26 protein-coding genes are annotated in these 24,651 nt (G+C 70.6%); 20 read left to right on the top strand and 6 right to left on the bottom strand.

Annotated elements, in window-relative coordinates; all coding sequences use genetic code 11:
• The first annotated feature begins 126 nt into the window (after window positions 1-126).
• The 9 genes from D7X99_RS17395 (at window position 127) to D7X99_RS17355 (ending at window position 8,896) form a co-directional block, all read left to right on the top strand.
• Window positions 127-1,116 carry a MoxR family ATPase gene (locus D7X99_RS17395; protein ID WP_120579511.1) on the top strand — a complete coding sequence of 330 codons (990 nt, stop codon included), beginning with the start codon at window positions 127-129 and terminating at the stop codon, window positions 1,114-1,116.
• A 24-nt stretch (window positions 1,117-1,140) separates the two neighbouring features.
• On the top strand, window positions 1,141-2,022 hold the full coding sequence (locus D7X99_RS17390) for a DUF58 domain-containing protein (RefSeq protein WP_121778764.1): 882 nt from the start codon (window positions 1,141-1,143) through the stop codon (window positions 2,020-2,022).
• Window positions 2,019-3,008: a hypothetical protein gene (locus D7X99_RS17385; RefSeq protein ID WP_121778763.1), complete on the top strand. Its 990-nt coding sequence runs from the start codon at window positions 2,019-2,021 to the stop codon at window positions 3,006-3,008. Before D7X99_RS17390 ends, D7X99_RS17385 begins: the two co-directional genes overlap by 4 nt.
• Window positions 2,983-3,993, top strand: a complete 1,011-nt coding sequence (locus D7X99_RS17380; RefSeq protein ID WP_120579528.1) for a VWA domain-containing protein — start codon at window positions 2,983-2,985, stop codon at window positions 3,991-3,993. The genes D7X99_RS17385 and D7X99_RS17380 overlap by 26 nt, the downstream gene beginning before the upstream one ends.
• Window positions 3,993-5,048 carry a VWA domain-containing protein gene (locus tag D7X99_RS17375; RefSeq protein WP_120599163.1) on the top strand — a complete coding sequence of 352 codons (1,056 nt, stop codon included), beginning with the start codon at window positions 3,993-3,995 and terminating at the stop codon, window positions 5,046-5,048. Before D7X99_RS17380 ends, D7X99_RS17375 begins: the two co-directional genes overlap by 1 nt.
• Window positions 5,045-5,779 carry a tetratricopeptide repeat protein gene (locus D7X99_RS17370; protein WP_121778762.1) on the top strand — a complete coding sequence of 245 codons (735 nt, stop codon included), beginning with the start codon at window positions 5,045-5,047 and terminating at the stop codon, window positions 5,777-5,779. Before D7X99_RS17375 ends, D7X99_RS17370 begins: the two co-directional genes overlap by 4 nt.
• Window positions 5,763-7,640: a BatD family protein gene (locus tag D7X99_RS17365; RefSeq protein WP_121778761.1), complete on the top strand. Its 1,878-nt coding sequence runs from the start codon at window positions 5,763-5,765 to the stop codon at window positions 7,638-7,640. Before D7X99_RS17370 ends, D7X99_RS17365 begins: the two co-directional genes overlap by 17 nt.
• Window positions 7,640-8,365 (top strand): SH3 domain-containing protein, encoded by a 726-nt coding sequence (locus D7X99_RS17360; RefSeq protein ID WP_121778760.1) that lies wholly within the window; start codon window positions 7,640-7,642, stop codon window positions 8,363-8,365. Before D7X99_RS17365 ends, D7X99_RS17360 begins: the two co-directional genes overlap by 1 nt.
• Window positions 8,366-8,494: 129 nt before the next feature.
• A complete protein-coding gene (locus D7X99_RS17355; RefSeq protein ID WP_120566860.1) occupies window positions 8,495-8,896 on the top strand; it encodes a response regulator in 402 nt (133 codons plus the stop codon).
• Window positions 8,897-8,914: 18 nt separating this feature from the next.
• On the opposite strand, the gene D7X99_RS17350 is transcribed toward D7X99_RS17355, so the two are convergent.
• On the bottom strand, window positions 8,915-9,247 hold the full coding sequence (locus D7X99_RS17350; RefSeq protein ID WP_014398934.1) for a PilZ domain-containing protein: 333 nt from the start codon (window positions 9,245-9,247) through the stop codon (window positions 8,915-8,917).
• Window positions 9,248-9,473: 226 nt separating this feature from the next.
• Here D7X99_RS17350 and D7X99_RS17345 point away from each other — a divergent pair, with 226 nt between their 5' ends.
• The 11 genes from D7X99_RS17345 to D7X99_RS17295 all read left to right on the top strand — a co-directional run bounded on the left by D7X99_RS17345 (window position 9,474) and on the right by D7X99_RS17295 (window position 18,462).
• Window positions 9,474-9,971: a hypothetical protein gene (locus D7X99_RS17345; RefSeq protein ID WP_120599158.1), complete on the top strand. Its 498-nt coding sequence runs from the start codon at window positions 9,474-9,476 to the stop codon at window positions 9,969-9,971.
• Window positions 9,972-9,983: 12 nt separating this feature from the next.
• The gene (locus tag D7X99_RS17340) at window positions 9,984-10,472 is read left to right on the top strand and encodes an ATP-dependent helicase HrpB (RefSeq protein WP_121778759.1); all 489 of its coding nucleotides are present in this window, start codon (window positions 9,984-9,986) and stop codon (window positions 10,470-10,472) included.
• 15 nt (window positions 10,473-10,487) lie between these two features.
• Complete coding sequence (locus tag D7X99_RS17335) at window positions 10,488-11,303, top strand: flagellar M-ring protein FliF (protein ID WP_121778758.1); 816 nt, start codon at window positions 10,488-10,490, stop codon at window positions 11,301-11,303.
• Window positions 11,304-11,310: 7 nt separating this feature from the next.
• Window positions 11,311-11,790 carry a hypothetical protein gene (locus D7X99_RS17330; protein ID WP_121778757.1) on the top strand — a complete coding sequence of 160 codons (480 nt, stop codon included), beginning with the start codon at window positions 11,311-11,313 and terminating at the stop codon, window positions 11,788-11,790.
• A gap of 178 nt (window positions 11,791-11,968) precedes the next feature.
• Window positions 11,969-13,075 carry a FliM/FliN family flagellar motor switch protein gene (locus D7X99_RS17325; protein WP_233613471.1) on the top strand — a complete coding sequence of 369 codons (1,107 nt, stop codon included), beginning with the start codon at window positions 11,969-11,971 and terminating at the stop codon, window positions 13,073-13,075.
• Window positions 13,072-13,557 carry a hypothetical protein gene (locus D7X99_RS17320; protein ID WP_147476172.1) on the top strand — a complete coding sequence of 162 codons (486 nt, stop codon included), beginning with the start codon at window positions 13,072-13,074 and terminating at the stop codon, window positions 13,555-13,557. The genes D7X99_RS17325 and D7X99_RS17320 overlap by 4 nt, the downstream gene beginning before the upstream one ends.
• The gene (sctR, locus tag D7X99_RS17315) at window positions 13,554-14,279 is read left to right on the top strand and encodes a type III secretion system export apparatus subunit SctR (RefSeq protein WP_121778754.1); all 726 of its coding nucleotides are present in this window, start codon (window positions 13,554-13,556) and stop codon (window positions 14,277-14,279) included. The genes D7X99_RS17320 and sctR overlap by 4 nt, the downstream gene beginning before the upstream one ends.
• 4 nt (window positions 14,280-14,283) lie before the next feature.
• A complete protein-coding gene (locus tag D7X99_RS17310; RefSeq protein WP_121778753.1) occupies window positions 14,284-14,553 on the top strand; it encodes a flagellar biosynthetic protein FliQ in 270 nt (89 codons plus the stop codon).
• Complete coding sequence (locus D7X99_RS17305; RefSeq protein WP_121778752.1) at window positions 14,550-15,344, top strand: EscT/YscT/HrcT family type III secretion system export apparatus protein; 795 nt, start codon at window positions 14,550-14,552, stop codon at window positions 15,342-15,344. The genes D7X99_RS17310 and D7X99_RS17305 overlap by 4 nt, the downstream gene beginning before the upstream one ends.
• The gene (locus D7X99_RS17300) at window positions 15,341-16,387 is read left to right on the top strand and encodes a flagellar biosynthesis protein FlhB (protein WP_121778751.1); all 1,047 of its coding nucleotides are present in this window, start codon (window positions 15,341-15,343) and stop codon (window positions 16,385-16,387) included. Before D7X99_RS17305 ends, D7X99_RS17300 begins: the two co-directional genes overlap by 4 nt.
• Window positions 16,387-18,462 (top strand): flagellar biosynthesis protein FlhA, encoded by a 2,076-nt coding sequence (locus D7X99_RS17295; protein ID WP_121778750.1) that lies wholly within the window; start codon window positions 16,387-16,389, stop codon window positions 18,460-18,462. Before D7X99_RS17300 ends, D7X99_RS17295 begins: the two co-directional genes overlap by 1 nt.
• Before the next feature lie 3 nt (window positions 18,463-18,465).
• On the opposite strand, the gene D7X99_RS17290 is transcribed toward D7X99_RS17295, so the two are convergent.
• From D7X99_RS17290 to D7X99_RS17270, 5 genes are all read right to left on the bottom strand, one after another.
• Entirely contained in the window at window positions 18,466-18,816 is a 351-nt protein-coding gene (locus tag D7X99_RS17290; RefSeq protein WP_043321998.1) for an HU family DNA-binding protein, read from the bottom strand.
• A 125-nt stretch (window positions 18,817-18,941) separates the two neighbouring features.
• Window positions 18,942-20,330 carry a YhjD/YihY/BrkB family envelope integrity protein gene (locus tag D7X99_RS17285; RefSeq protein WP_121778769.1) on the bottom strand — a complete coding sequence of 463 codons (1,389 nt, stop codon included), beginning with the start codon at window positions 20,328-20,330 and terminating at the stop codon, window positions 18,942-18,944.
• A gap of 365 nt (window positions 20,331-20,695) precedes the next feature.
• Window positions 20,696-23,347 (bottom strand): Rne/Rng family ribonuclease, encoded by a 2,652-nt coding sequence (locus D7X99_RS17280; RefSeq protein ID WP_121778749.1) that lies wholly within the window; start codon window positions 23,345-23,347, stop codon window positions 20,696-20,698.
• Window positions 23,348-23,922: 575 nt separating this feature from the next.
• Complete coding sequence (locus D7X99_RS17275) at window positions 23,923-24,366, bottom strand: DUF3052 family protein (protein ID WP_014398919.1); 444 nt, start codon at window positions 24,364-24,366, stop codon at window positions 23,923-23,925.
• Window positions 24,363-24,650, bottom strand: a complete 288-nt coding sequence (locus D7X99_RS17270) for an acylphosphatase (RefSeq protein WP_121778748.1) — start codon at window positions 24,648-24,650, stop codon at window positions 24,363-24,365. Before D7X99_RS17270 ends, D7X99_RS17275 begins: the two co-directional genes overlap by 4 nt.
• Between the last annotated feature and the right edge of the window lies 1 nt (window position 24,651).

The raw sequence follows: 24,651 nt of genomic DNA, 5'->3' as shown, positions 1-24,651 counted from the left end.
GGGCGGGACATGGGAGATGACCCTTTACGGGACCGGGCGGCTTGACGGAATGTCCGGCGTACAGCGGTGTTGAGCCGGACGCCCGGGAACCCTAGGCTGCCCGCCGCCCAGGCCGACAGAGGGGACATGAACACCGACATTCGCGCGCTCACTGAACGCGTGCAGCAGGAAAGCAGCTTCGTCGAGGTCCTCAACCAGGAGACCGGCAAGGTCATCGTCGGGCAGCGGTACATGCTCGAACGCATCCTCATCGGCCTCTTGTGCAACGGCCACGTCCTCCTGGAGGGCGTGCCCGGACTCGCCAAGACGCTGACCGTGCGCACCGTGGCGGACTCGCTCAGCGCCACCTTCATGCGCGTGCAGTTCACGCCCGACCTGCTGCCGGCGGACCTCGTCGGCACGATGATCTACAACCAGCAGACGGCCGCGTTCACCGTCCGCAAGGGGCCCATCTTCGCGAACATCGTCCTCGCGGACGAAATCAACCGCGCCCCCGCCAAGGTCCAGTCCGCCCTCCTGGAGGCCATGGCCGAGCGCCAGGTCACCATCGGCGACCAGACCTTCGGCCTGCCCTCGCCCTTCCTCGTGCTGGCCACGATGAACCCCATCGAGCAGGAGGGCACCTACCCCCTCCCCGAAGCGCAGGTGGACCGCTTCATGCTCAAGGTGAAGGTGGGCTACCCGACCCGTGATGAAGAGAAGGTCATCATGGACCGGATGTCCGGCGGCTCGTCGCCCAAGGTCCAGCGGGTCATCGCACTGGAGCACCTGGTGCGCGCGAGAGAGCTCGTCCACGCCATCTACATGGACGAGAAGGTGAAGGAGTACATCCTCAACGTGGTGTTCGCCACGCGTGAGCCCGCGCGCTACGGCCTCAAGGACCTGGCGGACTACATCCAGTTCGGGGCCTCGCCGCGCGCCACCATCGCGCTCGCGCAGGCGGCCCGCGCGCACGCGTTCCTGCGCCACCGCGGCTTCGTCACCCCGGAGGACGTGAAGGCCATCGCCTTCGACGTGCTCCGCCACCGCATCGCGATGACCTACGAGGCGGAAGCCGAGGAACTCACCCAGGAGAAGATCATCCAGCGCGTCTTCGACCGCGTGGAAGTCCCCTGACAGGACCCCGGTAAGAGCGCGCCCGTGCTGCCCAAGGACCTCATCCGCCGCATCCGCAAGTTGGAGATCCGCACCCGCAAGGTGGTCTCCGACATGCTGGCCGGCCAGTACCACTCGGTGTTCAAGGGCCGCGGCATGGCCTTCTCCGAGGTGCGCCAGTACCAGCCCGGCGATGAGATCCGCTTCATCGACTGGAACGTCACCGCGCGCATGAACGAGGCCTACATCAAGGTCTTCACCGAGGAGCGCGAGCTCACGGTGATGCTCCTGGTGGACGTGTCCGCCTCCAACGAGTTCGGCTCCAAGGACCGCACCAAGGCGGAGGTCGCCGCGGAGGTGGCCGCGCAGATTGCCTTCAGCGCCATCGCGAACAACGACCGCGTGGGGCTCATCCTCTTCTCGGACCGGGTGGAGAAGGTGGTTCCGCCGCGCAAGGGCCGCACGCACGTGTTGCGGCTCGTGAGCGACATCCTCACCTTCAAGCCGAAGGGCCACGGCACGGACCTGTCCGCGGGGCTCACGTACCTGACGCAGGTGTCCAAGCGGAAGGCCGTGACGTTCCTCGTGTCGGACTTCATGGCCACGGGCTACGAAAAGCCGCTGCGTCTGGTGGGCCGCCGCCACGACCTGGTGCCGGTGGTCATCGAGGATCCGCTGGAGCAGCGCTTCCCCGCCCACGGCCTGGTGGAGATGGAGGACCCGGAGACGGGCGAGCGCTTCGTCGTGGACACCAGCTCCACCGCCGTGCGCGGAAAGTTCATGCGCGCCATGCAGGCCCAGCGCGACGAGCGCCGCAAGCTGTTCAAGAAGCTGGAGCTGGACCACGTGGAGCTGCGCGCCGGGGATGATCACGGCAAGGCGCTGGCGAACTTCTTCCGCGCGCGGGCCCGGAGGATGGCGGCATGAGACACGCGCTCGTCCTCGCGGCCGTCCTCTTCATCAGCGCGCCGGCCGCATGGGCCCAGGCCCCCGCGCCCAAGGCCCCCGTCGCACTGGAGACGGTGACGCCCACGGGCGCGTCCGGGCGGGTGGAGCCGGAAGCGGTACACATCGGCGAGCCCTTCACCTACCAGGTGACGCTCACGCACCCGAAGGATCAGCGCTACGAGCTGGTGGCGCCCACGGGTGAGGGCGCGGTGGAGTTGCTCCAGCAGACGCGCCAGCGCCAGGACAACGGGAACGACGCGACCACGACGTTCGGCCTGCGCTTCTCCGCGTTCGAGCTGGGCGACGTGCAGCTGCCGGACCTCGCCTTCGATGTGGCGACGCCGGAGGGACCGCGCCGCTTCGTGCTCAAGGGCAAGACGGTGGAGGTGACCTCCACGCTGCCGCCGGACGCGCAAGGGCAGGGCGCGGAGCTGTTCGACTACCAGCCCCCGCAGGAAGTGCCCATCCGCTCCTGGACGCTGCTCTACGCGCTGGCGGTGGCGCTGGCGGTGGCCGTCGCGGCCTGGATGCTGGTGCGCTGGTGGCAGCGCCGGCCGAAGCGCGAAAAGGTGGTTCCGGTGCTGCCGCTGGACGTGCGCGTGCGCCAGTCCCTGGACGCGCTCAAGCGCGAGGACCTGCCCGGCCGCGGCCACGTGAAGGACTTCTACTTCCGCCTCTCTGAAATCGTGCGCGGCTACCTGGGCGAGCGCTACGGCTTCGAGGCCCTGGAGTGCACGTCGTCCGAATTGATGGCGTCCCTGCGCCGGCTGCCCACGCCGGGCCTGCCAGAGGACGCGCTGATGCGCTTCGTCTCCGAGTCGGACATGGTGAAGTACGCCCGCGCCGACGCGTCCCCCGAGTCCTGCAATCAGGCGCTGGCCTTCGGCTACGACCTGCTCGCCAAAACGTACGTTCCTCCCGCTCCCCCCAAGCCCGATGCTGCCCCCGGACCTCGCGTTCAATAACCCGGAGGCGCTCTGGGCCTTGCTGTTGGCGCCGCTGCTGCTGGCGCTCGCGTTCTGGGAACGCAAGCGTCGCGCCACGCTGCGCTTCTCCGCCGCGCATGTCTTCGCGAAGGGCGGCCGGGGTTTCCGCACGTACCTGCTGCCGCTCTTGCCCATCCTGCGCGTGGCGGCGCTGGTTGCGGCGGTGGTGGCCATCGCCCGGCCGCAGTCGCGCGACTCGCGCGTGCGCGACCTGTCGGTGGAGGGCATCGACATCGTGGTGGCGCTGGACCTGTCCACGTCCATGGAGGCCGGTGACTTCCGTCCGCAGAACCGCCTCAACGTGGCGAAGGAAGTGCTGACCGAGTTCATCTCCGGTCGCGTGAACGACCGCCTGGGCCTGGTGGTGTTCTCCGGCGCCGCGTACACGCAGTCCCCGCTGACGCTGGACTACGGCGTGCTGAAGGAAGTGCTCAAGCAGCTGCGCACCCGCGTGCTGGAGGACGGCACGGCCATTGGTGACGCCATCGCCACGTCGCTCAACCGCCTGCGCGACTCGGACGCGAAGAGCCGCGTGGTGGTGCTGATCACCGACGGCGACAACAACGCCGGCAAGATTTCGCCGCTGGACGCGGCGAACATGGCCGCGTCGCTCCACATCCCCATCTACACCATCCTCGTGGGCAAGGGCGGCAAGGTGCCCTTCCCGCAGGGCACGGACCTGTTCGGCAACACCGTGTGGCGCGAGACGGAGATCCCCATCAACCCGGAGCTGATGCAGGACATCGCGGACCGCACCGGCGGCGAGTACTACCGCGCCACGGATCCGGAAGGTCTCAAGCGCGGTCTGCAGAAGGTGCTGGACGCGCTGGAGCGCTCGAAGCTGATGGAGGGCGGCGCCAGCGCCACCTACAAGGAGAACTTCCACCCGTTCCTGCTGGTGGCCTTCGGGCTCGCCGCGCTGGAGCTGCTGCTGCGCGCCACCATCCTGCGGGTGTTCCCATGATGCCCACGTTGGAGGCCTGGCGCTTCACGCTCCTGGGCTACCAGGTGGGCCTGGCGCAGCCGCTGTACCTGGGGCTGCTGCTGGTGGGCCTGCTGTTGGGGCTGCTCGCGCTGCTCAAGGCGCTGGGCCGCAGGACGCGGCTGTCGGCGCTCATCGCGGAGCGCCACGTGACGGCGCTCGCGCCCGGCGTGTCCGTGTGGCGGCCGGCGGTGCAGGGCGGCCTGTACGGGCTGGGGCTGATGCTGTTCGGGCTCGCGCTCGCCCAGCCCCAGTGCGGTACGAAGAGCGAATTGACGAAGCGCCGGGGCATCGACGTGGTGGTGGCGTTGGATGCGTCCAAGTCCATGCTCGCGCGTGACGTGCAGCCCAGCCGGTTGGACCGCGCGCGGCTGGAGCTCAACACGCTGCTGGATGAACTGAAGGGCGACCGAGCGGGCCTGGTGGTGTTCGCGGGAGATGCGTTCGTGCAGTCGCCGCTCACGTCGGACTACTCGGCGGTGAAGCTGTTCCTGCGCGCGGTGGATCCGGACGCGATGCCCCAGGGCGGCACGAACGTGGGCGCGGCGCTGCGGCTGGCCAAGCAGGTGCTGGACAACGCGGACCGGGGCTCCAAGGAGCGCGTGGTGGTGCTGCTGTCGGACGGCGAGGACCTCACGGGCGACGTGCGCGAGGCCACGGAGGCGCTCAAGGACGCGCGCGTCCAGGTGCTCGCGGTGGGCGTGGGTTCGGACTCCGGTGAGCCCATCCCCGTCTACGACCGGCGCGGCGAGTTCGTGGACTACAAGAAGGACTCCAACGGCGACACGGTCATCACGCGCCTGGACCGCGCGGGCCTCACGGCCATCGCGGACGCCACGGGCGGCGCCTTCTTCTACCAGCCCAACGGCGTGGCGATGGGACAGGTGGTGGAGCGCATCGACCAGTTGCAGAAGAGCGAGCTGGAGAGCCGCGTGACGGTCCGCTACGACGAGCGCTTCCAGTGGTTCGCCGTCCCCGGCCTGGTGCTGCTGGTGCTGGGCATGGCGCTCATCCCTTCGCGCCGGAGGGCCGCATGAGCACGCAACCGATGCGGCGGCGTGCGGCGCGCGCGATGGCGGTGGGCCTGGCGGGACTGCTGGCGCTGCCGGGACCCGCGTGGGCGGTGGGGCCGCTGGAGAAGGACCATCCTTTGGTGCAGCGCGGGCGCGATGCCTACGCGGCCGGACGCTACGAGGACGCGCTCCGGGACTTCGATGCCGCGAAGAAGGAGCGGCCCAATGATCCGACGGTGGAGTTCAACCGCGCGGACGCGCTGGCGAAGCTGGGGCGTTCAGCGGAAGCGCGCGAGGCCTTCAAGCAGGTGGCGGAGTCCTCGCGCCAGCCCGAGCTGACGCAGAAGAGTTGGTACAACCTGGGCAACCTCGCGGCCACGGCGGGTGACCGCTCGGAGGCGCTCAAGTCCTACCGCAAGGCGCTCACGTTGGATCCCACGGATCCGCAGGCCCGGCACAACTACGAGGTGGTGCTGCGCGACCTGCCTCCGCCCCAGAACGGCCCGGATGGCGGCACCGACGGAGGCCAGGATGAGGGCGAAGGCGACTCTCGCGATGGCGGCGCGGACGGCGGCAGCGAGGGCGAGGAAGAGACGGAATCCAACCCACGCGACGGCGGAAGTTCGCCGGGCGACGTCGACCGGCAGGAGGCCGAGCGCCTGCTGGATGCGATGAAGCAGAACGAGAAGAATCTCCAGCTCTGGCGTTTCCAGCAGAAGAAGAAGCAGAGGAAGCCCAATGAGAAGGACTGGTAGCGGGCGCACGGCGCTGCTCGCCGTGCTCGCCCTCCTGGCCACGGCGCCGGCGTGGGCGGCGGACATCGAGTTCTACCAGACGGTGGACCGCACCGAGGTGGGCACCGACGACACCTTCAAGCTCACCGTGGTGATGGTGGACGCGCCGTCCAACGCCCAGGTGCGCCTGCCCTCGTCCAACGACTTCGAGGTGCTCTCCTCGTCGCGCGGCAGTCAGCGGTCCATCTCTTTGTCCGGAGGCGGCCCCGCCGTCATCCAGGACATCACCCGCCACGAGTTGCTGATGCGCCCGCTGCGCGCGGGCAAGCTCACCATTCCGCCCTCCACGCTCACCGCGGGAGGCCGCACGTACCGCACGGACGCCGTGCCGTTGACCGTGCGCGAAGGCCGCGTGGGCAACGCGCCCCAGGCGCAGCAGGGCGGCAGGCAGCAGCTACCGGATCCGTTCCGCAACTTCCGCAACATGCCGGACCCGTTCGGGGACGACGACTCGGACACTCGGGACGACGAACCGGTGATTCCGCGTGGGGACTCGGACCTGTTCCTGCGCGCGAGCCTGGACCGCGACGACCTCTACGTGGGCGAGCAGGCCACGCTGTCGCTCTACATCTACTCGCGCGTGGACCTGTCCAGCGTGGACGCGGTGACGATGCCCAAGCTGGAGGGCTTCTGGACCGAAGAGGTGGAGAGCCCCACGCAGCTCACGGGCGAGCAGAAGGTGGTGGATGGCATTCCGTACCGCGCCTACCTGCTGCGCCGCCGCGCGCTGTTCCCGGTGAAGTCCGGCACGCTGCTGATCACCCCAGCGGAGGCGGACATCACCACCGGCTTCCTCTTCGCGGGCCACCGCGTGCACCGCGTCTCCAACGGCCTGAAGGTGAAGGTGCGGCCCCTCCCGAACGGCGCGCCGCCGAACATGTCCAACGCGAACGTGGGCTCGTGGCGCATGTCGCTGGACGTGTCGCAGACGCGCGTGGAGTTGGGGCAGCCCATCACGGTGAAGGTCATCCTGGAGGGGCAGGGCAACGTGAAGAACGTCACCCCGCCGAAGCTCACCGGCCCGGCCTCGCTGAAAATCTATGAGCCCACGACGACGGACCGGCTCACGCCCAACCGCAACCGCATCCAGGGCCGCCGCGTGGTGGAGTACCTGGTGATGCCGCAGCGCACGGGCACCTTCACGCTGCCGGAGCTGCGCTTTCCGTACTTCGACCCGTCTCGGCGCCAATACGAGACGGCGCGCACGGACCCCGTGACCATCACCGTGGAGGCGGGAGCGGGTGGAGTGTCCTCGCTGCCGTCGACGATGACGCCCTCCCAGATGGCGGACGCGGCCAACGAGCAGAAGAACGTGCTCTCCACCGGAGGCCTGCGTCCGGTGCGAGCCCGGGCCCACTTCGTGGAGCCGTCGCAGCCCGTGTGGACGCGGCCCTTCTTCGTCGCGGGCGTGCTGGCGCCGCTGGGCCTGCTGGCGGGCGTGGCGTTCATGGGTGGCATGCGCGGCCGGCTGGCCACGCGCTCCGAGGCGGGCCGAGGCCGTCAGCAGGCGAAGGCCGCGCGCAAGCGGCTGGCGGAGGCGGAGAAGCTCAAGGCGGGCTCGGACGCGGGCGCGTTCTACGTGGAGGTGGAGCGGGCGATGGTGGGCTTCCTGGAGGCCCAGCTGGGCTTCCCCGTGGGCGGGCTGACGCGCGAGGCGCTCGGGGAGAAGCTGGCGGCGGCGGGCGTGGACTCGGAGCGGCGCGCGCGCGTGCACTTCGTGCTGGAGGCCTGCGACCTGGGACGCTACGGCGGCGGGGTAGAGCTGGGTGAGCGGCGCAAGGTGCTGGCGACCGCGGCGGCGGTGATGGAAGGCTGGGCGTGATGAGCGACGCGGCGACGCAGGGCTACTACACCGCCGAGGAAGCAGAGGCCGTCTTCCAACAGGCCAACGACGCGTATGGCCGCGAGGACTACGCCAACGCGCAGGCCCAGTACGAGAAGCTCATCGCCCACGGCTTCGGTGGAGCAGACGTGCTCTACAACCTGGGCACCACGCACCTGGCCCGGGGCGACCTGGGCCGCGCGGTGCTGTCGCTGGAGCAGGCCCGGAAGCAGGGCGGACGCGCCGAGGACCTGGAGGCCAACCTGGCCCTGGCGCGAGCGCGGCAGGTGGACAAGGTCGTGGGCGCCTCCGCGGACGAGGCCTTCCTCCCCCGGCTGGCGGCGGCGACGGATGGCGCGGCCGTGGCCTGGGTCTTCTTCGTCGCGTGGCTGGTGGGCTTCGCGCTGCTGCTCTTCCGGCGCGCCTTCCCCTCGATGCGGCGCACGGCGGTGGCGGCGGTGGCGGGCCTCTGCCTCACGGCGGCGGTGCCGGCGGCGCTGCTGTTGGGGGCGCACATCTGGGTCCACCAGAACGTGCATGAGGCCGTGGTGCTGGCGCCCACGCTGGTGGCGCGGGAGCTGCCTCGCTCGGAAGGGCGCTCCCTCTTCGAGGTGCACGCCGGCCTGAAGGTGCAGCTCCTGGATGAGACGGGGAAGTACGTCCGCATCCGCCTGCCCAACGGCCTGGAGGGCTGGGCCGAGCGCGACGGCGTGGCCGAAATCTAGGCGGGGCCGGAGCGACCCCGCCTGCGTGGAAAACCGAAGGGGGACCGCTTTCGTACAGAGGGGCTACCGGGAGGTGTCGCTTCGCTGGACGTCGCCAGGGCAATGGCCTACGAGGGGCCCCGAGGAAACATGGCTGGCAACGCGCAAGCGCCCTTCCACATCCTGCTCGTCGAGGACGAGCCCGTCATCCGCGAGCTGGTTCGCTCCATGTTGAGCGACGGCGCGGTGGACGTGGTTTGCGCGGCCAATGGCATCGAGGGCCTGAAGCTGGCCCGCGACCGCGACTTCCACCTCATCCTGATGGACGTGGTGCTGCCGCAGCTGGACGGCGTCTCCGTGTGCCGCATCCTGAAGAGCGACCCGGCCACGGCGAAGGTGCCGCTCTACATGCTCACCGCGAAGGCGAAGAAGGCGGACGTGGCGAGCGCGACGCAGGCGGGCGCGGACGGCTACATCCACAAGCCCTTCCGTGGCGCGGAGCTGATGGACCTGGTGGAGCGTCTGCGCACGGCCCGTTCGGCCGCGGACTGACGCTCCTCCGCAAGGCCCTTACGGCAGGTGAGGGTGGAGGAAGCGGGCCAGGGCGATGAGGTCGTCCCAGTCCAGCTCGCCAAACTCCAGCGCGACGCCGTCCACTTCCCGGCGGCGGATGGTGCACATGGTGACGAGCTCCCGGTCGCCCGGCAGCGGCAGGGCGATGGTGAGCGCGCGCTGCGAGTCCGCCGGGTGGGCCTGGAGGAACAGGCCGTTCATGGAGATGTCGCGCGCCTGAGCCGTCACGGTGCGGCCCGACAGGAGCACCTTCACCTGGAGCCGGGCTTCGACGCGCGGGTGGTAGCGCTCGCGCTCGTTCGGACGGGGACCATTGGAGGGGTTCATCATGAGGGGCTCACCTTCGGGTGCGACAGGACGCGACAACTGTGATGCAGGTTGGAGCGGTGGCAAGTTTTCGGGTTTTCGCCCGCCGTCCCGCGCCGTGGACGTGGCGCGCGCGCCGCATAGACGCCTGGCGCGGAGGTGACGGAGCGCGCCCCTGTCGTTTCAAGGGGTTGGCCCCTGGCACGGACGGTGGAAGGCAGCCCCGGCGAATCCCTGCCGGAGGCACCCCTTGGAAGACCGTCGCATCCCGTCGTTGAGCATCGCCCCGTCCATCGCGCGCCAGACGCCGAAGACGGAGTTCGGCCCCACGCTGGCGCGAGCGGCGCGCGAGGTGGTGCGCACGGGCGCGGGGCTCGTGGGCGGCATGTTGCCGTCAGGCCCCATCTCCAGCGCGGTGGTGTCCGCGCTGAGCGGCACGGTGTCCGCGGCGGTGCCGGCCGAAGCGGTGTCGTCGGTGCCGGCGGCGGGTGGGGCCTCCGCGATGTCGGCGCGCGCGAGCACGGCGGGGACGACGGCTTCGACGGGGAGCGCGGCGACGGGGCAGGGGGACGCGTGGGACCTGCTGGAGGCGCAGAAGCTGATGGCCTCGGACGGCCAGAAGTTCAACATGGCCTATGTGGCTCTCCAGAACGAGATGCAGAAGGAGAGCCGCGAGCACAACGCCATCTCCAACATCATGAAGGTCCGCCACGACTCGGCGAAGGCCGCCATCAACAACATCCGCTGAGGCGCGTTCGCGATGGCCATCGACAAGTTGGGAGCCGTGGGCGGTGCGGGCCCTTCGCCCGCGGTGGAGTCCAGCAAGGAGACGTTCGGCAAGTTGCTGGAGGGTGTGCGTACGCCCCAGTCGCGCCCCGTGCCGGTGACGACGGAGGGGCCGCCGAAGCCGGTGGGCACGCCCTCTGAGGCCACCGCCGGGACGTCGCGTGCGGACGGAGTGGAGCGGGCGAAGGCGGGCTGCGCGGAGGTGAAGCCGGGGAGCCGCGTGGATTCGGCCCAGGCCGCGCGCAGTCAGCAGGCGGTGGAGATGTTGGACCGCGTGGGGCAGGCGCAGCAGCGGCTGGACCACATCCTGAAGCTCGCCGAGTCCGGCCGCACGTTCAGTCCCTCGGAGTTGCTCGCGCTCCAGGCCCACGTCTACCGCGCCAGTCAGGAGCTCGATCTCGCCGGCAAGGTCGTCGAGAAGGCCACCGGCGGCGTCAAACAGGTCCTCCAGACCCAGGTGTGAGGAGTCCTTCCTTCCATGCGTTCCGCTCCCCTTCGTTGTCTCTGTTTTCTCCTGCTCCTGAGCGCTTCGGCGTGCAGGGAGCGCATCCAGCACGGCCTCGACGAGCGTCAGGCCAACGAGCTGCAGACGGTGCTCGTCGAGCGGGGGCTCGACGCGCGCAAGGTGCCCGAACCGGGCAAGAAACCCACCTGGGCCATCGAGGTGACGGACGCGCAGTCCTCGGACGCGGTGCGCATCCTGGCGGAGCTGGGGCTGCCCCGGCTCGCGGCGGAGACGGGCTGCGACGTGTTTGGCGGAAGCGGGCTCGTGCGCTCGCCGCTGGAGGAGCAGGTCTGCCGCGTCCGGGGAATGGAGCGGGAGTTGGAGAGGACGCTCCAGACGGTGGACGGAGTGCTGCTGGCGCGAGTGCACCTGGTGGTCCCGCCGCCGCCGAGGCCAGGACAGGCTCCCGCGCCCTCGAAGGCGTCGGCCATGCTGCGCACGGCGCCCGGTGGGGCGACGCGCGTGCGCAAGTCGGCGGACATGCTGCGTGAGCTCATCGCGGGAGGTGTGGAGGGGCTGTCACCGGAGGCGGTATCGCTGCTGGTGGACGAGGTGACGACGCACGTAGAGGCGCCGGCCCCGAAGGGAGGACCTGTCCCGCTGCGGCTGCGCGTGGTGCTCGCGCTGCTGGGCGTGCTGGTGACGGGCCTGTCCGGAGCGCTCGTCTGGACGACGCTGCGCTGGAAGCACTACCGGGCCCTGGCGGAGCAGCCCCCCGCGGCGCCGCCCGTCCCTCCCACGCCCGCGCGGCCGGTGGTGACCCCGGGCTCCACGCGCAAGCTGGCCTGAGCACGCCATGGACGTCACACGCGTGGGGCGGGTGCTACGAAAGGCCCGGAAGCTCCTGCCCGCGAGGAAGGAAGCACCGCGGGCCCCGGTGGCGGAGGTCACGCTGCCCGCGCTGTCCCTGCCCCTGGAACGCATCGCGCTGGTCGTCTGCGTCCTGGCGCGGGAGCGTGCCGCGGAGCTGCTGGGGGGCCTGGTGGATGCCGAAGCGGGCAGGGCGCTGCGCCACCTGGAGCGCTTCGCCGCCATGCCCTCCGCCCAGCGGCAGGCGAAGGTGGCGGTGGAGTTCGGCGAACGGGCGGATGGCGCGAACCGGTTGGCGCTCTTCCTGGAGACAGCTCCCGAATCCCTGCGCCAGGAAGCCCTGCGCGGCCTCCCTCCGTACCACCGCAGCCGGTTTCCCCAGTGGGAGGGGACCGCACCGCGAGCGGATGCCGCTCCGGCCCTGACCGCCCTGGCGGAGCGGCGCATCCGCGAAGCCCTGCGCTGAGCGTCCTCGGGCGTGGAGGGCCATCCCGAAGAAGGACCTCCACCCTCTGCCAACACCCTGATTCCACGAGCCGGCCCCCTGGTCATGGCCGTGCACAGGGGACGTGTGTCCCATCGCCGTCCCGGAGTTCCGGATGCAAACGAATCCAGTCAGGTCCCCCAGCGCATCGAAGAAGCCCATGCGTCCGTTCCGCCCGGGAGCGCGCCGGCTGACGCGCGCCCACCTGGTATTGGGACAGCGGCCCCAGGTGGGACGTTGGGGCGCGGAGCTCCTGCGTGACGTGGGCGTGGCGCTGTCGCGGGACCTGGGCGCGGCGGTCAATGTGGAGGGGCACCTGGTGCCGGCGGCGGTCCATCCGGAGCGCGAGCTGGCGATGGGAATGGTGTTCGCGCTGGTGGAGCTGTCGGCGGTGGGGGGCACCGCCATCGTGGAGCTGGAGGTGCCGCTGGTCTTCGCGGCGCTGGCGAGGCTGGCGGGGACGGGACTGCGGCCGGCTCCCGTGGCGGAGCTGACCCGGTTGGAGGAGTCCACGCTGGTGTACCTGCTGCTGTCCGCCCTGGCCGCGATGCGCGGGCAGGGCGAATGGGTGCGACGGCTGGGACCTCGTTTGTCCGCGGTGTCGATGCGGCGCGGTGACGTGCTGACGCGAGTCGACCCGAGACAGCCCTATGTGGCGGTGTTGCTGACGGCAACGGTGGAGGGCGCGACGGTGGGAGGCCGGGTGCTCCTGCCCGCCCGTGCCGTGCAGACCGCGTTCCAGGAACTGCCTACGGAGTCAGCAGGCGCGGTGGCGTCCCAGGTGCTGGCGGCATCGGTCCCCGCGCGCTGCCTCGTGGGGCGCAGTCCACTGCAGGACTCGGCGGTGGATGCGCTGTCCGCGGGAGACGTCGTGCTCTTCGATGGCGTGCGTCTCCGGGACGGCCGGGTGGAGGGACAGGGACAGCTGATCACCCGGGGCTTCGTGCTCCGGGGCGAGTTTCTCGCGGAAGGCTTTTCGACAGGGAGCGTGCACTCGCGCGCGGCCCGACAGGAGTCGGACATGGTGGCGACGAACAAGCGGAGCGAGGCGATGCCGCCGCTCCCGGTGGATGTGGAGATCGAGCTGACGCGGTTGATGTTGCCCCTGGCGGAGCTGGCCGCGCTGAAGCCGGGCACGCTGCTGCCCCTGCACGTGAACGCGAGCAGCCCCGTGCTGCTGCGCGTGGGCGACCGCGTGGTCGCGCGTGCGGAGTTGGTGGAGATCGAAGGCGAAGTGGGCGCCCGCATCCTGGCGTTGCTGCCGTGAGCGCACCCGTGACCACGCTGCTGTCCTCGCTCTCGCCACGCGGCAGGTTGTTGTTCGCGGTGGCCTTGCTCGTGGGGCTGGCGACGCTCGCGCCCCTGGGAGGACTGTCGCTGGTGGGCACCTCGCGTCTGTTGATTGGCGCGATGGCCCTGGCCGGACTGGGCTGGGTGTTGCTCCGCAAGGGAGGCATGGCTGGGAGTGTCGATGCGGCCGCTCTGGAGCCCCTGAGCATTGTCTCGCGGACGGGACTTTCTCAGCGCTGTGGCCTCGCGCTCGTGGAGGCGGATGGACGGCGCTACCTCGTGGCCTATGGCGACACCTTCGCGGAGATCCAAGAGACCCGGACCATGGCGGTCCTGCCCGGCGCCTCGCCCGTTCCGACGGTGAAGCCCCGGTTCGACCTGGAGCCGACAGTGCTCTTCCCTCGCGCGCGACAGACCCAGACGACGTGTGGCGCACTCCGGAAGCGGGGTGGGGGATGAAGGCCCTCGGATTGGGATGCGGAGTGCTCCTGCCCGCGAGCGCATTCGCCGCGGAGCAGTCCCTGTCGCAGGCCTCCTATGCCGGCAGTCCGCTGGCGATGATGGGGATGCTCGCGCTCTTGTCGCTGCTGCCGTTCGCGGTGCTGATGCTGACGAGCTTCTCGAAGATCGCCGTGGTGCTCTCCCTGGCCCGCTCGGCGATGGGCACGCAGCAGGCACCGCCGACGTTGGTGCTCACGGGGCTCGCGGTGGTGCTGACAGGGCACATCATGGCGCCGGTGATGGAGCGCATGTACGAAGCGGGACAGGCGGCGTACGACGAGGTGCATTCCGGAGCGCAAATCCTCTCCGCCGCGAAGCAGGTGACGGAGCCCCTGCGCGCGTTCCTCATGAAGCACGGAGGTCCAGAGGAGCGGGCCCGCTTCGTGGACCTGGCTCGCGAGCTGCGTCCTCCAGAGGAATCCGAGCAGGTTCAGGAGACGGACCTGTTCGTCGTCATCCCGGCCTTCGTCATCACCGAGCTGAAGGAAGCCTTCCAGATTGGCTTCATCGTCTTCCTGCCCTTCCTGGTGCTCGACATGGTCATCGCCAACGTGTTGCTCGCGTTGGGCATGCAGACGTTGTCGCCGGGCCAGGTGAGCCTGCCCTTCAAGATCCTCCTCTTCGTCGCCGTGGATGGCTGGGCCCTGCTCGCGCGGGGACTCATCCTCGGCTACCGGTGACGCCATGAGCCAGGACGTCCTGCTCACCCTGGGGCGCGAAGCCCTGCTGTTGATGGTGCTCGCCTCGTTGCCGCCCATTGGCGCGAGCCTGCTGGTGGGCTTCCTGATGAGCCTCTTCCAGGCAACGACCCAGCTGCAGGAGACCACGCTGTCGGTGGTGCCCAAGCTGTGCGCGGCGGTGCTGTCCCTGGTGCTGGCGGGGCCGTGGATCGCCGGACAGCTCACGCGCTTCACCCAGCACCTCCTCATGCTCATCGCGGAGGTGGCGCTGTGAACCCAGCGGCGTTGGGCGAACAGCTCCTCGCCCTGGGACCACACGTGGTCGCGGTGGCGCTGTGCGCGGCGAGGCTCGTGCCCATCGCGTTCCTCTGTCCATTGTTGGGGGGCCAGGCCGCGCCGACGACGGTCCGGCTGGGCCTGGTGCTCGCGCTCTCGCTCTTCCTGCACGTCGAGGCGGGCGTGGAGTTCAGCGGCACGGTGGAGACGCCGGTGGTGATGGCGGCGCTCGTGGTGCGTGAGCTGGCCTACGGTGTCTCCGTGGGGCTCGTGGCCGCGCTGCCCTTCGACGCGGCGAGGATGAGTGGCCGGTTCATCGACCTGTTCCGGGGGACCTCCGCGGAGGCGAGCCTGCCGCAGGCCGGAAGCCGTGAGTCGGCCACGGGAGACGCGCTGTACCACCTGCTGGTGGCGAGAGTGGTGTCGGGCGCGCTGTTCCCCGTGGTGCTCTCCGCCCTGCTGCGCGGCTTCGGCGTGGTTCAACTGGGGGCCTTCGTGCCCACGGAGGCCTCGGCCCTGCACGTGGTGGTGATGGTGGGCGGCGCCATGGCCACGGGACTCGCGGTGGGCGCCCCGGTGGCGGCTGCATCGCTCGCGGTGGACTGCTTCCTGGGCATGGCATCGAGGGCCGCGGCCCAGGTGAACCTCCAGGAGCTGGGGGCTCCGCTGCGCATCCTCGGAGGCGGCGCGCTGCTGTGGCTGGGCGTGGGCCTGCTGTGTGAGCGGCTTCTCGCGGGCGTGGCCTCGACGGAGGGCGCGTTGGCACTGCTGGGCGAGGTCTCCCGATGAGCGGCGAGAAGACGGAGCAGCCCACCGCGAAACGGATGCGAGAGGCCCGGCGCAAGGGCCAGCTTCCGCGCAGCCGGATGTTGACCTCCAGCGCGACGACGCTGGGCGGGCTGCTGGGCTTCATCGCGTTCGCGCCAGATGGCTTTGCTCGGCTGAGGGACTGGACCGCGCATTTGATGTTGGAACAGACCGCCGCTGGCGCGTGGGAGGAGGGGGCCTGGGTCGCCGCCCGGCTGTGCGGCCCTGCCTTGGGCGGAGCGCTCGCGGCCTCTCTGGCGGTCTCCGTGGCCACCGTGGGCTTCGAAATGGACGCTCGCCATGCCGCGCCGAAGCTCGAGCGCATCAACCCCGCCGCGGGCCTCAAGCGCCTCTTCAGCGTCCGGCCATTGGTCGAGCTGGGCAAGGCGCTGCTCGTGGCGGCGCTGCTGGGCCTCATCGTCTGGAACGAGGTGGAAGCGGTCGGCCCCGATGCCTTGCGGACCGCATGGCTCGATGGAACCCAGGGCATGGAGTTCCTGCTCGGCCGGCTGGCGGCGCTGGTGACGCGACTGGCGTGGGTGGTGTTGGGGTGCGGTGCCGTGGACTACGCGCTCGCCCGTCGCAGTCACCGGCGCGAGCTGATGATGACCCGCGAAGAGGTCAAACGGGAGCACAAGGAGAGCGAGGGCGACCCGCGGCACAAGGGGCAGCGGCGCGCCCTGCATCGCCAACTGGCGCAGGGCGGTCCGGCACGTGGAGTGCAGAAGGCCACCGCCGTGATCGTCAACCCCACGCACATCGCGGTCGCGCTCCGTTACGACGCGGGCGAATGCGACGCGCCCTACCTCGTGGCCAAGGGCCGCGAACAGGACGCGCTCGCGCTCAAGGAGGAGGCGCGCCTGCAGGGCATCCCCGTACTTCGGGACGTGCCGCTGGCCCGCAGCCTCATCCACTTCGACGTCGGGGAGTCCATCCCCGAAGAGCTGTACCAGGCGGCGGCCGTCGTGTTGCGGACCGCGATGGAGCTTCGCGAGCCGGACGACCGTCCACGGAGACAGACGTGATGCCCCCCTTCCTGAAGGTCTTGCTGAAGGCCCGTCAGTCCTCGGAAGTCGTGCTCGCGGTGGCGATGGCGGCGGTGCTGGGGGCGCTCATCATCCCACTGCCGGCGTGGCTCCTCGACATGGGGCTCGCGGTGAACCTGGCCGCGGCGGTGGCGCTGCTGGTCGCCGCGCTGAACGCGAAGGACGCGCTGCGGGTGACGTCGTTCCCCACGTTGTTGCTCTTCACCACGCTGTTCCGGTTGTCGCTCAACGTCTCGTCCACTCGGCTGGCGCTCTCCGAGGGCCACGCGGGTGAGGTCATCCAGGCCTTCGGCGAGTTCGTGGTGCGAGGCGACTACGTGGTGGGCGCGGTGGTGTTCGCCATCCTCACGCTGGTGCAGTTGCTGGTGGTGACCAAGGGCGCGGAGCGGGTCGCGGAGGTGTCCGCCCGCTTCACTCTGGACGCCATGCCCGGCAAGCAGATGTCCATCGACGCGGACCTGCGCGCGGGTGCCATCGACCAGACCCAGGCCCGGCGCAGGCGGCGCGACCTGGAGCGCGAGTCCCAGATGTTCGGAGCCATGGACGGCGCGATGAAGTTCGTGAAGGGGGACGTCATCGCGGGCCTGGTCATCGTCGCGGTGAACCTGCTGGGTGGTACCCTCATCGGCGTGTTGCAGAACGGCCAGTCCTTCTCCGAGGCCGCCGCCACCTTCGCCCTTATCGCCATCGGAGACGGGCTCGTGTCCCAGGTGCCCTCGCTGTGCATCGCGGTGGCCGCGGGCCTCGTCGTCACGCGGGTGGCGTCGGAGAAGGAAGAGGACTCACTCGGGGCGGAGATCGGCTCCCAGTTCTTCGGCGACTTCCGCACCTTGCTCACCGTCGCGGGCCTGTGCGTCGCGCTGGCCTTGATGCCGGGCATGCCGCACCTGACCTTCCTCGCGCTGGCGGCGGGCCTCGGTGGGCTCGGGTATTCGCTGCGGCGCAAGGGCCAGGCGCCGGAGAAGTCACCGTCGAAGGATGGCGCCTCCCCGGAATCCGCGGTGCCCGCCGGAGCCGCGGGCAAGCCGCCGGAGAGCGCGAAGGCCCCCGTCGGGGTGACGCCGCTCACGCTGGACCTGTCCGCGCAGCTGACACCGCTCGCGGAGGCCGATGGAGGCGCCTTCGTTCACACCGTGCTCAACGCCGTGCGCGACGAGCTGTTCTTCGAACTGGGCGTGCGCATCCCTGGCATCCGGGTGCGGACCCACGCCGCCTACCTGGGCCCGGGCGAGTACCGCATCCTCCTGGACGAAGTGCCCGCCGGTGGCGGCGTGGTGCAGCCCGGCGCCCTGTACGCGCTCGTTCCTCCCAGCGAGCTGGCCTTCCTGGAGGTCCAGGCGGAAGCTGCGGTGGAGCCCTCCAGCGGGCGGCCCATCAGCCGCGTGGGGGAGGGAGCCCGCTCCCGGTTGGAGCTGGCCCAGGTGCCGGTGCGCAAGCCCTCGGAGCTCATCGCGGACCACCTGCGGGCCGTGCTGCGCCTGCGCGCCGCCGCGCTGCTGGGACTCCAGGAGGTGCAGGGACTGCTGGAGGGGTTGGAGGCCCAGTCGCCCGTGCTGGTGAAGGAAGCGCTCCAGAAGGTGCCGCTGCCGCTGCTGGTGGACGTGCTGCGGCGGCTCGTGCAGGAGCAGGTGAGCATCAGAGACCTGCGCGCCATCCTGGAGGCGCTCGTGGCGCCCACCACCGAAGGCGACGCCACGGCCCTCGCCGAGCGCTGCCGTCAGGCCCTGCACCGCTACCTGAGCCACCAGTTCGCGCCCACGGGCCCGCTATACGCGTACCTCGTGGACCCGGAGGTGGAGGAGGTGCTGCGCGCCAGCGGTCCCCGGGGGCTCGCGCCGGAGCCGGAGCGCATCATGGAGATCCTGGAAGGGGTGCGAGTCATCGCCAACGGGGGCCGGGCGGTGCTGCTCACGGCTCCGGACATCCGTCGGCCGCTGCGCAAGCTGTGCGAGGGCCCGTTCCCGGACGTGGCGGTGCTCACCTACGGCGAACTGGACGGGGACCTGCAGATTCGCCCCATCGGCCGGCTGGCGCCGGTCGCCGTGGGGCGGTGAAGCCTAGAGGGTGCCGGTGCCGCTGCTGCCCTTGAACTCGGAGGAGGGCGGCAGGTCCGACTGGGCCTGCAGCGGCGCGGGGCGGTTGACCCGGTCGCGCAGCTCCTTGCCCGTGCGGAAGAGCAGGCCGCGCTTGGGCTTCACCGGGATGACCTGGCCCGTCTTCGGGTTGCGGCCCTGGTAGCCCTGGTAGTTCTTCACGTGGAAGGCGCCAAGCCCGCGGATCTCGATGTTCTCCCCGCGGCAGAGGGCGTCCTTCATCGACTCGAAGATCGTCTCGATGGTCGCCTCCGCCTGCTTCTGGGTCACGCCTCGTTTGGCAACGAGGATGTTGATCAGATCAGACTTGAGCATCGGACGCTCCCGCAAACCCCGTGACCCCTTGGTGACAGGGCTCTCTGGCCCGTTGTCGAGACCCGAATACATAACAGAACACCTCCTCCTTGCAAGCCGGGTGGCCTTCCAACCCTCTAAAAACGTTACGGATTTCCGCTGCTGGCCGCTGCCTTGGGGGCCTCGGGAGCGGGCGGGGCGACCAGCCCCGGGCGCAGCGGCGTCACCAGGTCCAGCCACCGGGTGCGGCGCAGCAGGTCGACCCCGGCACAGTCGGCCGCCTGGAACAGGGGCTCGAACTGTTCGAAGCCGGGGGCCTTGGGGCCCGTCCAGGTATCGGGGCCGCCGGTGATCATCACCCCGTGCACGGCGAGCGTGGTGTCGGCGAGCGTGATTTCCGCGGGGTCCCGCGTGGGGCGCAGGCCACCCCGCCGGCCCCGCTCCAGCAGGCGGGCATCCACCATGCGGTCCACCACCTCGTGTACCAGCGACTCCGGCACGCGCAGCCGCGTGGCCAGTTCCCGGGGCAGTGGCGGGGTGCGGCCATCCACCCAGCACAGGGTGACGTCCTGGGCGACGCGCGCGGCCACCAGTTCGTGTGCGCGCGGGTGGGTGCCGAAGGCGAAGAGCGAGTCGCGGAAGGAGACGTGCTCCACCGCGTAGGACAGCCGGGCGCCGAACAGCATCACCAGCCAGCTGACGTACACCCAGGCGAGGAACAGGGGCAGGGCGCCCAGCGACGCGTAGAGGGGGTTGTAGAGGAAGCTGCGCGCGGCGAACTCGGCGTACACCTGCTTCGCCAGCGTCCAGCCCAGGCCGGCCACCAGCCCGCCCGCCAGCGCCGAGCGCACGCGCACGTGGGCGTAGGGCGTCCAGAGGTACAGCAGCGTCAGGCTGCCCATGGCGATGAGCGTGGTGCCCACCCCGATGAAGAACGGCGCGGAGGGGGCGTAGGTCTGCAGCAGCACGCGGACCCGGCCCGTGCCGGAGAAGGAGATGGCCAGGAAGATGGGGCCCAGCAGCAACAGGCCCGCGTAGATGGACAGGCGCGTCAGCCACGGGCGCTGGCGCCGGATGCCCCACAGCTCGTTCACCGCGCCGTCGATGTGGCGCAGCAGCGAGCCCGCAGACAACAGCACCGCGAGGAAGCCCACGCTTCCCACCGCGATGGAGTCGCCCGGGTGCAGGAACCGGTCGAGCAGGGTGGCGGACTCCTCGCTGACCCCCGGCGCGAGCACCTCGGAGATGACGAAGCGCAGCTTCCGCTGGAACTGATCCTGGTGGAGCGTGCGCAAGAGCACGATGCCCACGGTCAGCAGCGGCACCAGCGAGAACATGCTGATGTACGTGAGCGCGGCGGCGCGCAGGCGCAGGTTCTCGCCCATGAAGCCGCGCGCCACGGTGCGCCCCGCGAAGAAGATGTCCGCCGCGAAGCGGCCCGTTGACGTGGCCCCGATGGGCGCCCACACGCGGGCCGCTGTCTGGACCGCCCAGGCCCGTGCACGCACCAGCGAGCGCCGCGCGCGCCAGGACAGCTTCCGGAGCCTCACGGCTCCCTCCCGGTGGGCTTCCAGCCCGGTGCTGCCGGGGCGCGGGAGTCAAGCAGCGTGCGAAGGCGCGAAGGCGAGCGGTTCATCCCAGGCGATTCAGATGGGCCGGGGACTCGACGACACCCCCGGAGTGGAAGTGCCACCGTAGCCAAACCCCGCCCCGCTGAACCAGCCCTCCCACCCCGCCAGAGCGGACGTTGTCAGCACATGCACGGACCTCGACCGCCTGGTCGGTCACCATGCGGGGGGCCGTGTTCCAGCTCCAATGCAGAAGGCCCGGCGGGATTTACCCACCGGGCCTTCGCGGTCACTCACGGTCCGGACTCAAGGGCCCGGTGTCACTCGAGCGCTCAGCCTTCGCTGCTCCCGCTGGACGGCTCGGACGAGCCCCCGCCGGACGCCTCGGGAGGCGCGCCGCCGCCATTGCCACCATTGCCGCTGTTGTGGCCACCGCCGGAGCCGCCTCCGCGCTCGGACCGCTCGCCGCCACGGCCCTCGCCACCGCCGCGACGCTCACGGTCGCCACCCCGGCTGCGGTCACCGCCGCGCTCGGGACGGCGGCCCTCGCGACGGTCACCGCCGCCGCGCTCGCCTCCGCGTTCCCCGCCACGGCTCTCCGCGCCGCCACGGCTCTCCGCGCCGCCACGGCTCTCCGCGCCGCCACGGTTCTCACCGCCGCCGCGCTCACGGTCCCGGCCACCGCCCCGCCGGCCCTGGTCCTGACGGCCGCCGCCGCCGTAGTTGCTCTCCGGGCGGCGCTGCTGCATCGCCAGCTCGCCGTCACCGGAGCCCGGCGACGAGGCCACCTTGTGCTCGGGGCCCGTGGCCGACCGGCCGTAGATGTCGTACTGCTCGCGGTGGTAGTTCTGCTGCGCCTTCACCTGGATGGACTTGTTGTAGCGGTCCATCAGGTGCCGCAGCTCGTTGCGCTCCTCGCCCTGCAGCAGCCGCGCGACCTCCGCGTTGCAGTTGATGACGAGCGTGGAGTCCTTGTAGCCCGGCGCCTCGCGGCGGATCTCCCGGAAGATTTCGTACGCGACCGTGGTGGCCGTCTTCACGAAGCCCTTGCCGTCGCAGTACGGGCAGTCCTCGTGCAGCACGCGGCCAATGGACTCGCGCACGCGCTTGCGCGTCATCTCCACCAGGCCCAGCTCGGAGATGCGCAGCACGTTCGTCTTGGCCTTGTCCCGGCCCAACGCCTCCTGCAGCGACTTGAAGACCTTGTCGCGGTTCTGCGCCTTCTCCATGTCGATGAAGTCGCAGATGATGATGCCGCCGATGTTGCGCAGCCGGAGCTGGTAGACGATCTCCTTGGCCGCCTCGACGTTGATCTTGGTGATGGTCTCCTCGAGGCTCTTCTTGCCGACGTAGCGTCCCGAGTTGACGTCGATGGCGGTGAGCGCCTCCGCCTGGTCGATGATCAGGTAGCCGCCGCTCTTCAGCCACACCTTGCGCTGGGTGGCGCGCTGCAGCTCCTGCTCGATGCCGTAGGCGTCGAAGACGGGCTCGTCCGTCTCGTGCAGCACCACGCGGTCGCGCAGCGCCGGGTCCTGCGCGGTGACGAAGCCCTGGATGCGCTCGTACTCCTCCGCGTCGTCCACGACCAGCTTCTCCACGTCGTGGGCGAACAGGTCGCGCGTGGCGCGCAGGATGAGGTCCAGGTCCGGGTGCAGCAGGCCCGGTCCGCCGCGCTTCTCGTTGCGGCGCACCACCTGGTTCCACACCTCGATGAGGAACCGGATGTCGCTCTCCAGCTTCTCCTGGGGAACGTTCTCCGCCACGGTGCGCACGATGAAGCCCGTGCCGGGCGGCCGCAGCCGGTCCACGATGTCACGCAGCCGGCGGCGCTCCTTCTCGTTGGAGATGCGGCGGCTGATGCCCACGTGGTCCACCGTGGGCATGAACACCAGGTGACGGCCGGGGATGGAGATGTGCGAGGTGAGCCGGGCGCCCTTCGTGCCGATGGGGTCCTTGGAAATCTGGACCACCACCTCCTGGCCCACCTTCAGCAGGTCTTCAATCTTGTCCGTCTTGCGCTGCTTGGGCTTCTCCTTCTCCTCGTCGCGCTTCTCGCGGCGGGGCGGCTCCTGGCGGCGCTTGTCCTTGTCCTTGTCCTTCTCGCGGCCCTCCCGGTTGCGCGGCTCACGGGCCTCGCGCGCCTCACGCGGCGTGCGGCGCTCGCCGGAGACCTCGGCGGGACGGGCGTCGGCGGCGGGGGAGGGGATGAGCTCGCCCAGGGCGGCCGCGTGCGGCGGCGGCTCGGCGGCGCTGTCCGTCGCGGGCGCCACGCCGGACTCGGCGATGGCGGCGACGGTGGCGCTCTCGGCGGGCGTCTCCTGCACCACCGCGGGGGCCTCCACCGGAGGCGTGCCGTTCTCCGTCAGCGGCACCGCCACGGCGGCGGTGGACACCTCGACCGGGGACTCCTGCGTGGCGCCTTCGGCCGGGGTCTCCACGATGACGCCCACGGATTCAGGAGCGGCCTGGGCCTCCACCGGGGCTGGGGCGGACTCCGGAGCCGGCTTCACGGCCTCGGGCGACGCCTCCGCGGGGGCGGACTGGGGCTGGACGTCCAGCGCCAGCGCGCCGTCGTGCGCCAGCACCGGCTCCGGAGCGCCCGTGGGGGCTTCCGTGCCAGCGGGCAGCGCGTGCGTGGCGTCCGGGACGTTGGCGGCCGCGAACTCCACGGCGTCGGCCTCGGATTCGGTGGGGACCTCCGGGGCGTCCTCGTGCTCGCCCTCGGTCAACTCGAACTGCGCGCGGGCGAAGTCCGGGTCGTAGACGACGTCGCTGACGTACAGGAAGGCGGCCTTCTCCAACCCGATGTCCACGAAGGCCGCCTGCATGCCCGGGAGCACCCGGACGACGCGACCCTTGTAGATGTTTCCGACGACGCCCTTGTCCTTCTTACGCTCGAGGTAGAACTCCGCGATATGGCCGCCCTCGACGAGGGCGACCCGGGTCTCCCGACCCGCGGCATTGATGACGAGCACACTGCTCATGGATGAATCCTGGTAGCGCGCGCGGTAGGGGGGACCTCACCGGACGGGAGGCGGCGAGACGCCACACCTCCGAGCACGCCGCGAGGGGAGAGGCGGCCAGCAGCCCCCCGGCGTGTGGACGCCTTCCGGTAGACCCGGAGGGAGAACGCAACACCTGGGTGGGGGCCGAGGACATCGCCGCCTGCTCCTCCGAGTTCATGTCGCCCCGCATTGCGACCGGCACCGTGCCGGGCGGGGCTGCTTCTCTTCACGCGCTCGAGGCTTCCACCACGCCCGTGCCGTCCGCCCCCTCTTCCACACCCGGTCGGTGCCCGTCACGTGGGCCACCTTGGGGGGGTGTCTGGGGGCCCCGGAGCAGCAGGGGCATCCGGAGGAAACCGGAAGCGCAACCCGTCGAAATTCCTGCCTGGGCCTGATGTCCCGCCAACGCGGGGCGTCACACAACCACCCAGAAACACGGAGAGTTTTCCACGCCCCTCCAGGTGTGTAAAGGCCCGATGCGCCCGTTCATCCACTGTCGGGCAGATGGAGGGCGGGCCCGCTCGCCGGGTGCACGGGCGCTCGGAAACGGACGTTCAGGCCTGGGCGGGGGCCTGCTTGCGCCCTTCCGGCTTGTCCAGCTTCCCGCGCGGACGCCGCACCAGCCGCAGGCCGGTCCAGGTCTCGTCGATGATGCAGATTTTGTTGTCCACCAGGCCGATGTCGAGCGCCGCCTGGCGCACGAAGTCCTCGGACAGGCGCGTCTTCACGCCCTCGCCGGCGGGCCAGCAGACCCAGATGCCGCCGTTGAGGGTGGTGGCGCGCGACAGCGCGGGCAGCCGCTGCACCAGCTCCGTGGCGTCGGAGGTGAAGAAGAGGATGACGTCCAGCCCCGTCTGGGCCGTGACGAGGAACTCCACCCCGTCCGGCAGCGGGTTGAGCTTCTGCACGAAGCCCCGCGGGGGGTTGATGACGGAAACCTTGGTGCCGGACCGGATGCCCAGCATGGCCGGCAGGGAAGCCAGCGCGTAGGGCGTCATGATGTGCGCTCCACGGTGAAGGTGCGGAATTCGCCAGAGGACTGCCCGTCCGTGCGCGCCACGTCCGTGACGCGCGCCAGGCGGGGACCCGTGTGACACCAGCGGATGAAGTCTTCCAGTGCGCCGGGTTCGCCTTCCACCGTGGCCTCCACGGAGCCGTCGCTCCGGTTGCGCACCCAGCCGGACAGGCCGAGGCGCAGCGCCTCATGGCGGGCGCTCTCCCGATAGGAGACGCCCTGGACCGTGCCCTCGATGCGCAGGGTCACCCGGCGCTGCGTGCTCATG

The sequence above is a fragment of the Corallococcus sp. AB032C genome (assembly GCF_003668935.1).
GTDB classification, from domain to species: Bacteria; Myxococcota; Myxococcia; order Myxococcales; family Myxococcaceae; genus Corallococcus; species Corallococcus exiguus.
The sequence above is the reverse complement of the archived record's forward strand: the minus strand, read 5'-3'. Positions and strand labels throughout refer to the sequence as shown.

What these genes read in the sequence shown, in the direction of transcription:
- D7X99_RS17395 (WP_120579511.1), top strand. Translation starts at nt 127, where the DNA reads ATGAACACCGACATTCGCGCGCTCACTGAACGCGTGCAGCAGGAAAGC.
- D7X99_RS17385 (WP_121778763.1), top strand. Translation starts at nt 2,019, where the DNA reads ATGAGACACGCGCTCGTCCTCGCGGCCGTCCTCTTCATCAGCGCGCCG.
- D7X99_RS17375 (WP_120599163.1), top strand. Translation starts at nt 3,993, where the DNA reads ATGCCCACGTTGGAGGCCTGGCGCTTCACGCTCCTGGGCTACCAGGTG.
- D7X99_RS17370 (WP_121778762.1), top strand. Translation starts at nt 5,045, where the DNA reads ATGAGCACGCAACCGATGCGGCGGCGTGCGGCGCGCGCGATGGCGGTG.
- D7X99_RS17365 (WP_121778761.1), top strand. Translation starts at nt 5,763, where the DNA reads ATGAGAAGGACTGGTAGCGGGCGCACGGCGCTGCTCGCCGTGCTCGCC.
- D7X99_RS17360 (WP_121778760.1), top strand. Translation starts at nt 7,640, where the DNA reads ATGAGCGACGCGGCGACGCAGGGCTACTACACCGCCGAGGAAGCAGAG.
- D7X99_RS17355 (WP_120566860.1), top strand. Translation starts at nt 8,495, where the DNA reads ATGGCTGGCAACGCGCAAGCGCCCTTCCACATCCTGCTCGTCGAGGAC.
- D7X99_RS17350 (WP_014398934.1), bottom strand. Translation starts at nt 9,247, where the DNA reads ATGATGAACCCCTCCAATGGTCCCCGTCCGAACGAGCGCGAGCGCTAC.
- D7X99_RS17340 (WP_121778759.1), top strand. Translation starts at nt 9,984, where the DNA reads ATGGCCATCGACAAGTTGGGAGCCGTGGGCGGTGCGGGCCCTTCGCCC.
- D7X99_RS17335 (WP_121778758.1), top strand. Translation starts at nt 10,488, where the DNA reads ATGCGTTCCGCTCCCCTTCGTTGTCTCTGTTTTCTCCTGCTCCTGAGC.
- D7X99_RS17330 (WP_121778757.1), top strand. Translation starts at nt 11,311, where the DNA reads ATGGACGTCACACGCGTGGGGCGGGTGCTACGAAAGGCCCGGAAGCTC.
- D7X99_RS17325 (WP_233613471.1), top strand. Translation starts at nt 11,969, where the DNA reads ATGCGTCCGTTCCGCCCGGGAGCGCGCCGGCTGACGCGCGCCCACCTG.
- sctR (WP_121778754.1), top strand. Translation starts at nt 13,554, where the DNA reads ATGAAGGCCCTCGGATTGGGATGCGGAGTGCTCCTGCCCGCGAGCGCA.
- D7X99_RS17310 (WP_121778753.1), top strand. Translation starts at nt 14,284, where the DNA reads ATGAGCCAGGACGTCCTGCTCACCCTGGGGCGCGAAGCCCTGCTGTTG.
- D7X99_RS17300 (WP_121778751.1), top strand. Translation starts at nt 15,341, where the DNA reads ATGAGCGGCGAGAAGACGGAGCAGCCCACCGCGAAACGGATGCGAGAG.
- D7X99_RS17295 (WP_121778750.1), top strand. Translation starts at nt 16,387, where the DNA reads ATGCCCCCCTTCCTGAAGGTCTTGCTGAAGGCCCGTCAGTCCTCGGAA.
- D7X99_RS17290 (WP_043321998.1), bottom strand. Translation starts at nt 18,816, where the DNA reads ATGCTCAAGTCTGATCTGATCAACATCCTCGTTGCCAAACGAGGCGTG.
- D7X99_RS17280 (WP_121778749.1), bottom strand. Translation starts at nt 23,347, where the DNA reads ATGAGCAGTGTGCTCGTCATCAATGCCGCGGGTCGGGAGACCCGGGTC.
- D7X99_RS17275 (WP_014398919.1), bottom strand. Translation starts at nt 24,366, where the DNA reads ATGACGCCCTACGCGCTGGCTTCCCTGCCGGCCATGCTGGGCATCCGG.
- D7X99_RS17270 (WP_121778748.1), bottom strand. Translation starts at nt 24,650, where the DNA reads ATGAGCACGCAGCGCCGGGTGACCCTGCGCATCGAGGGCACGGTCCAG.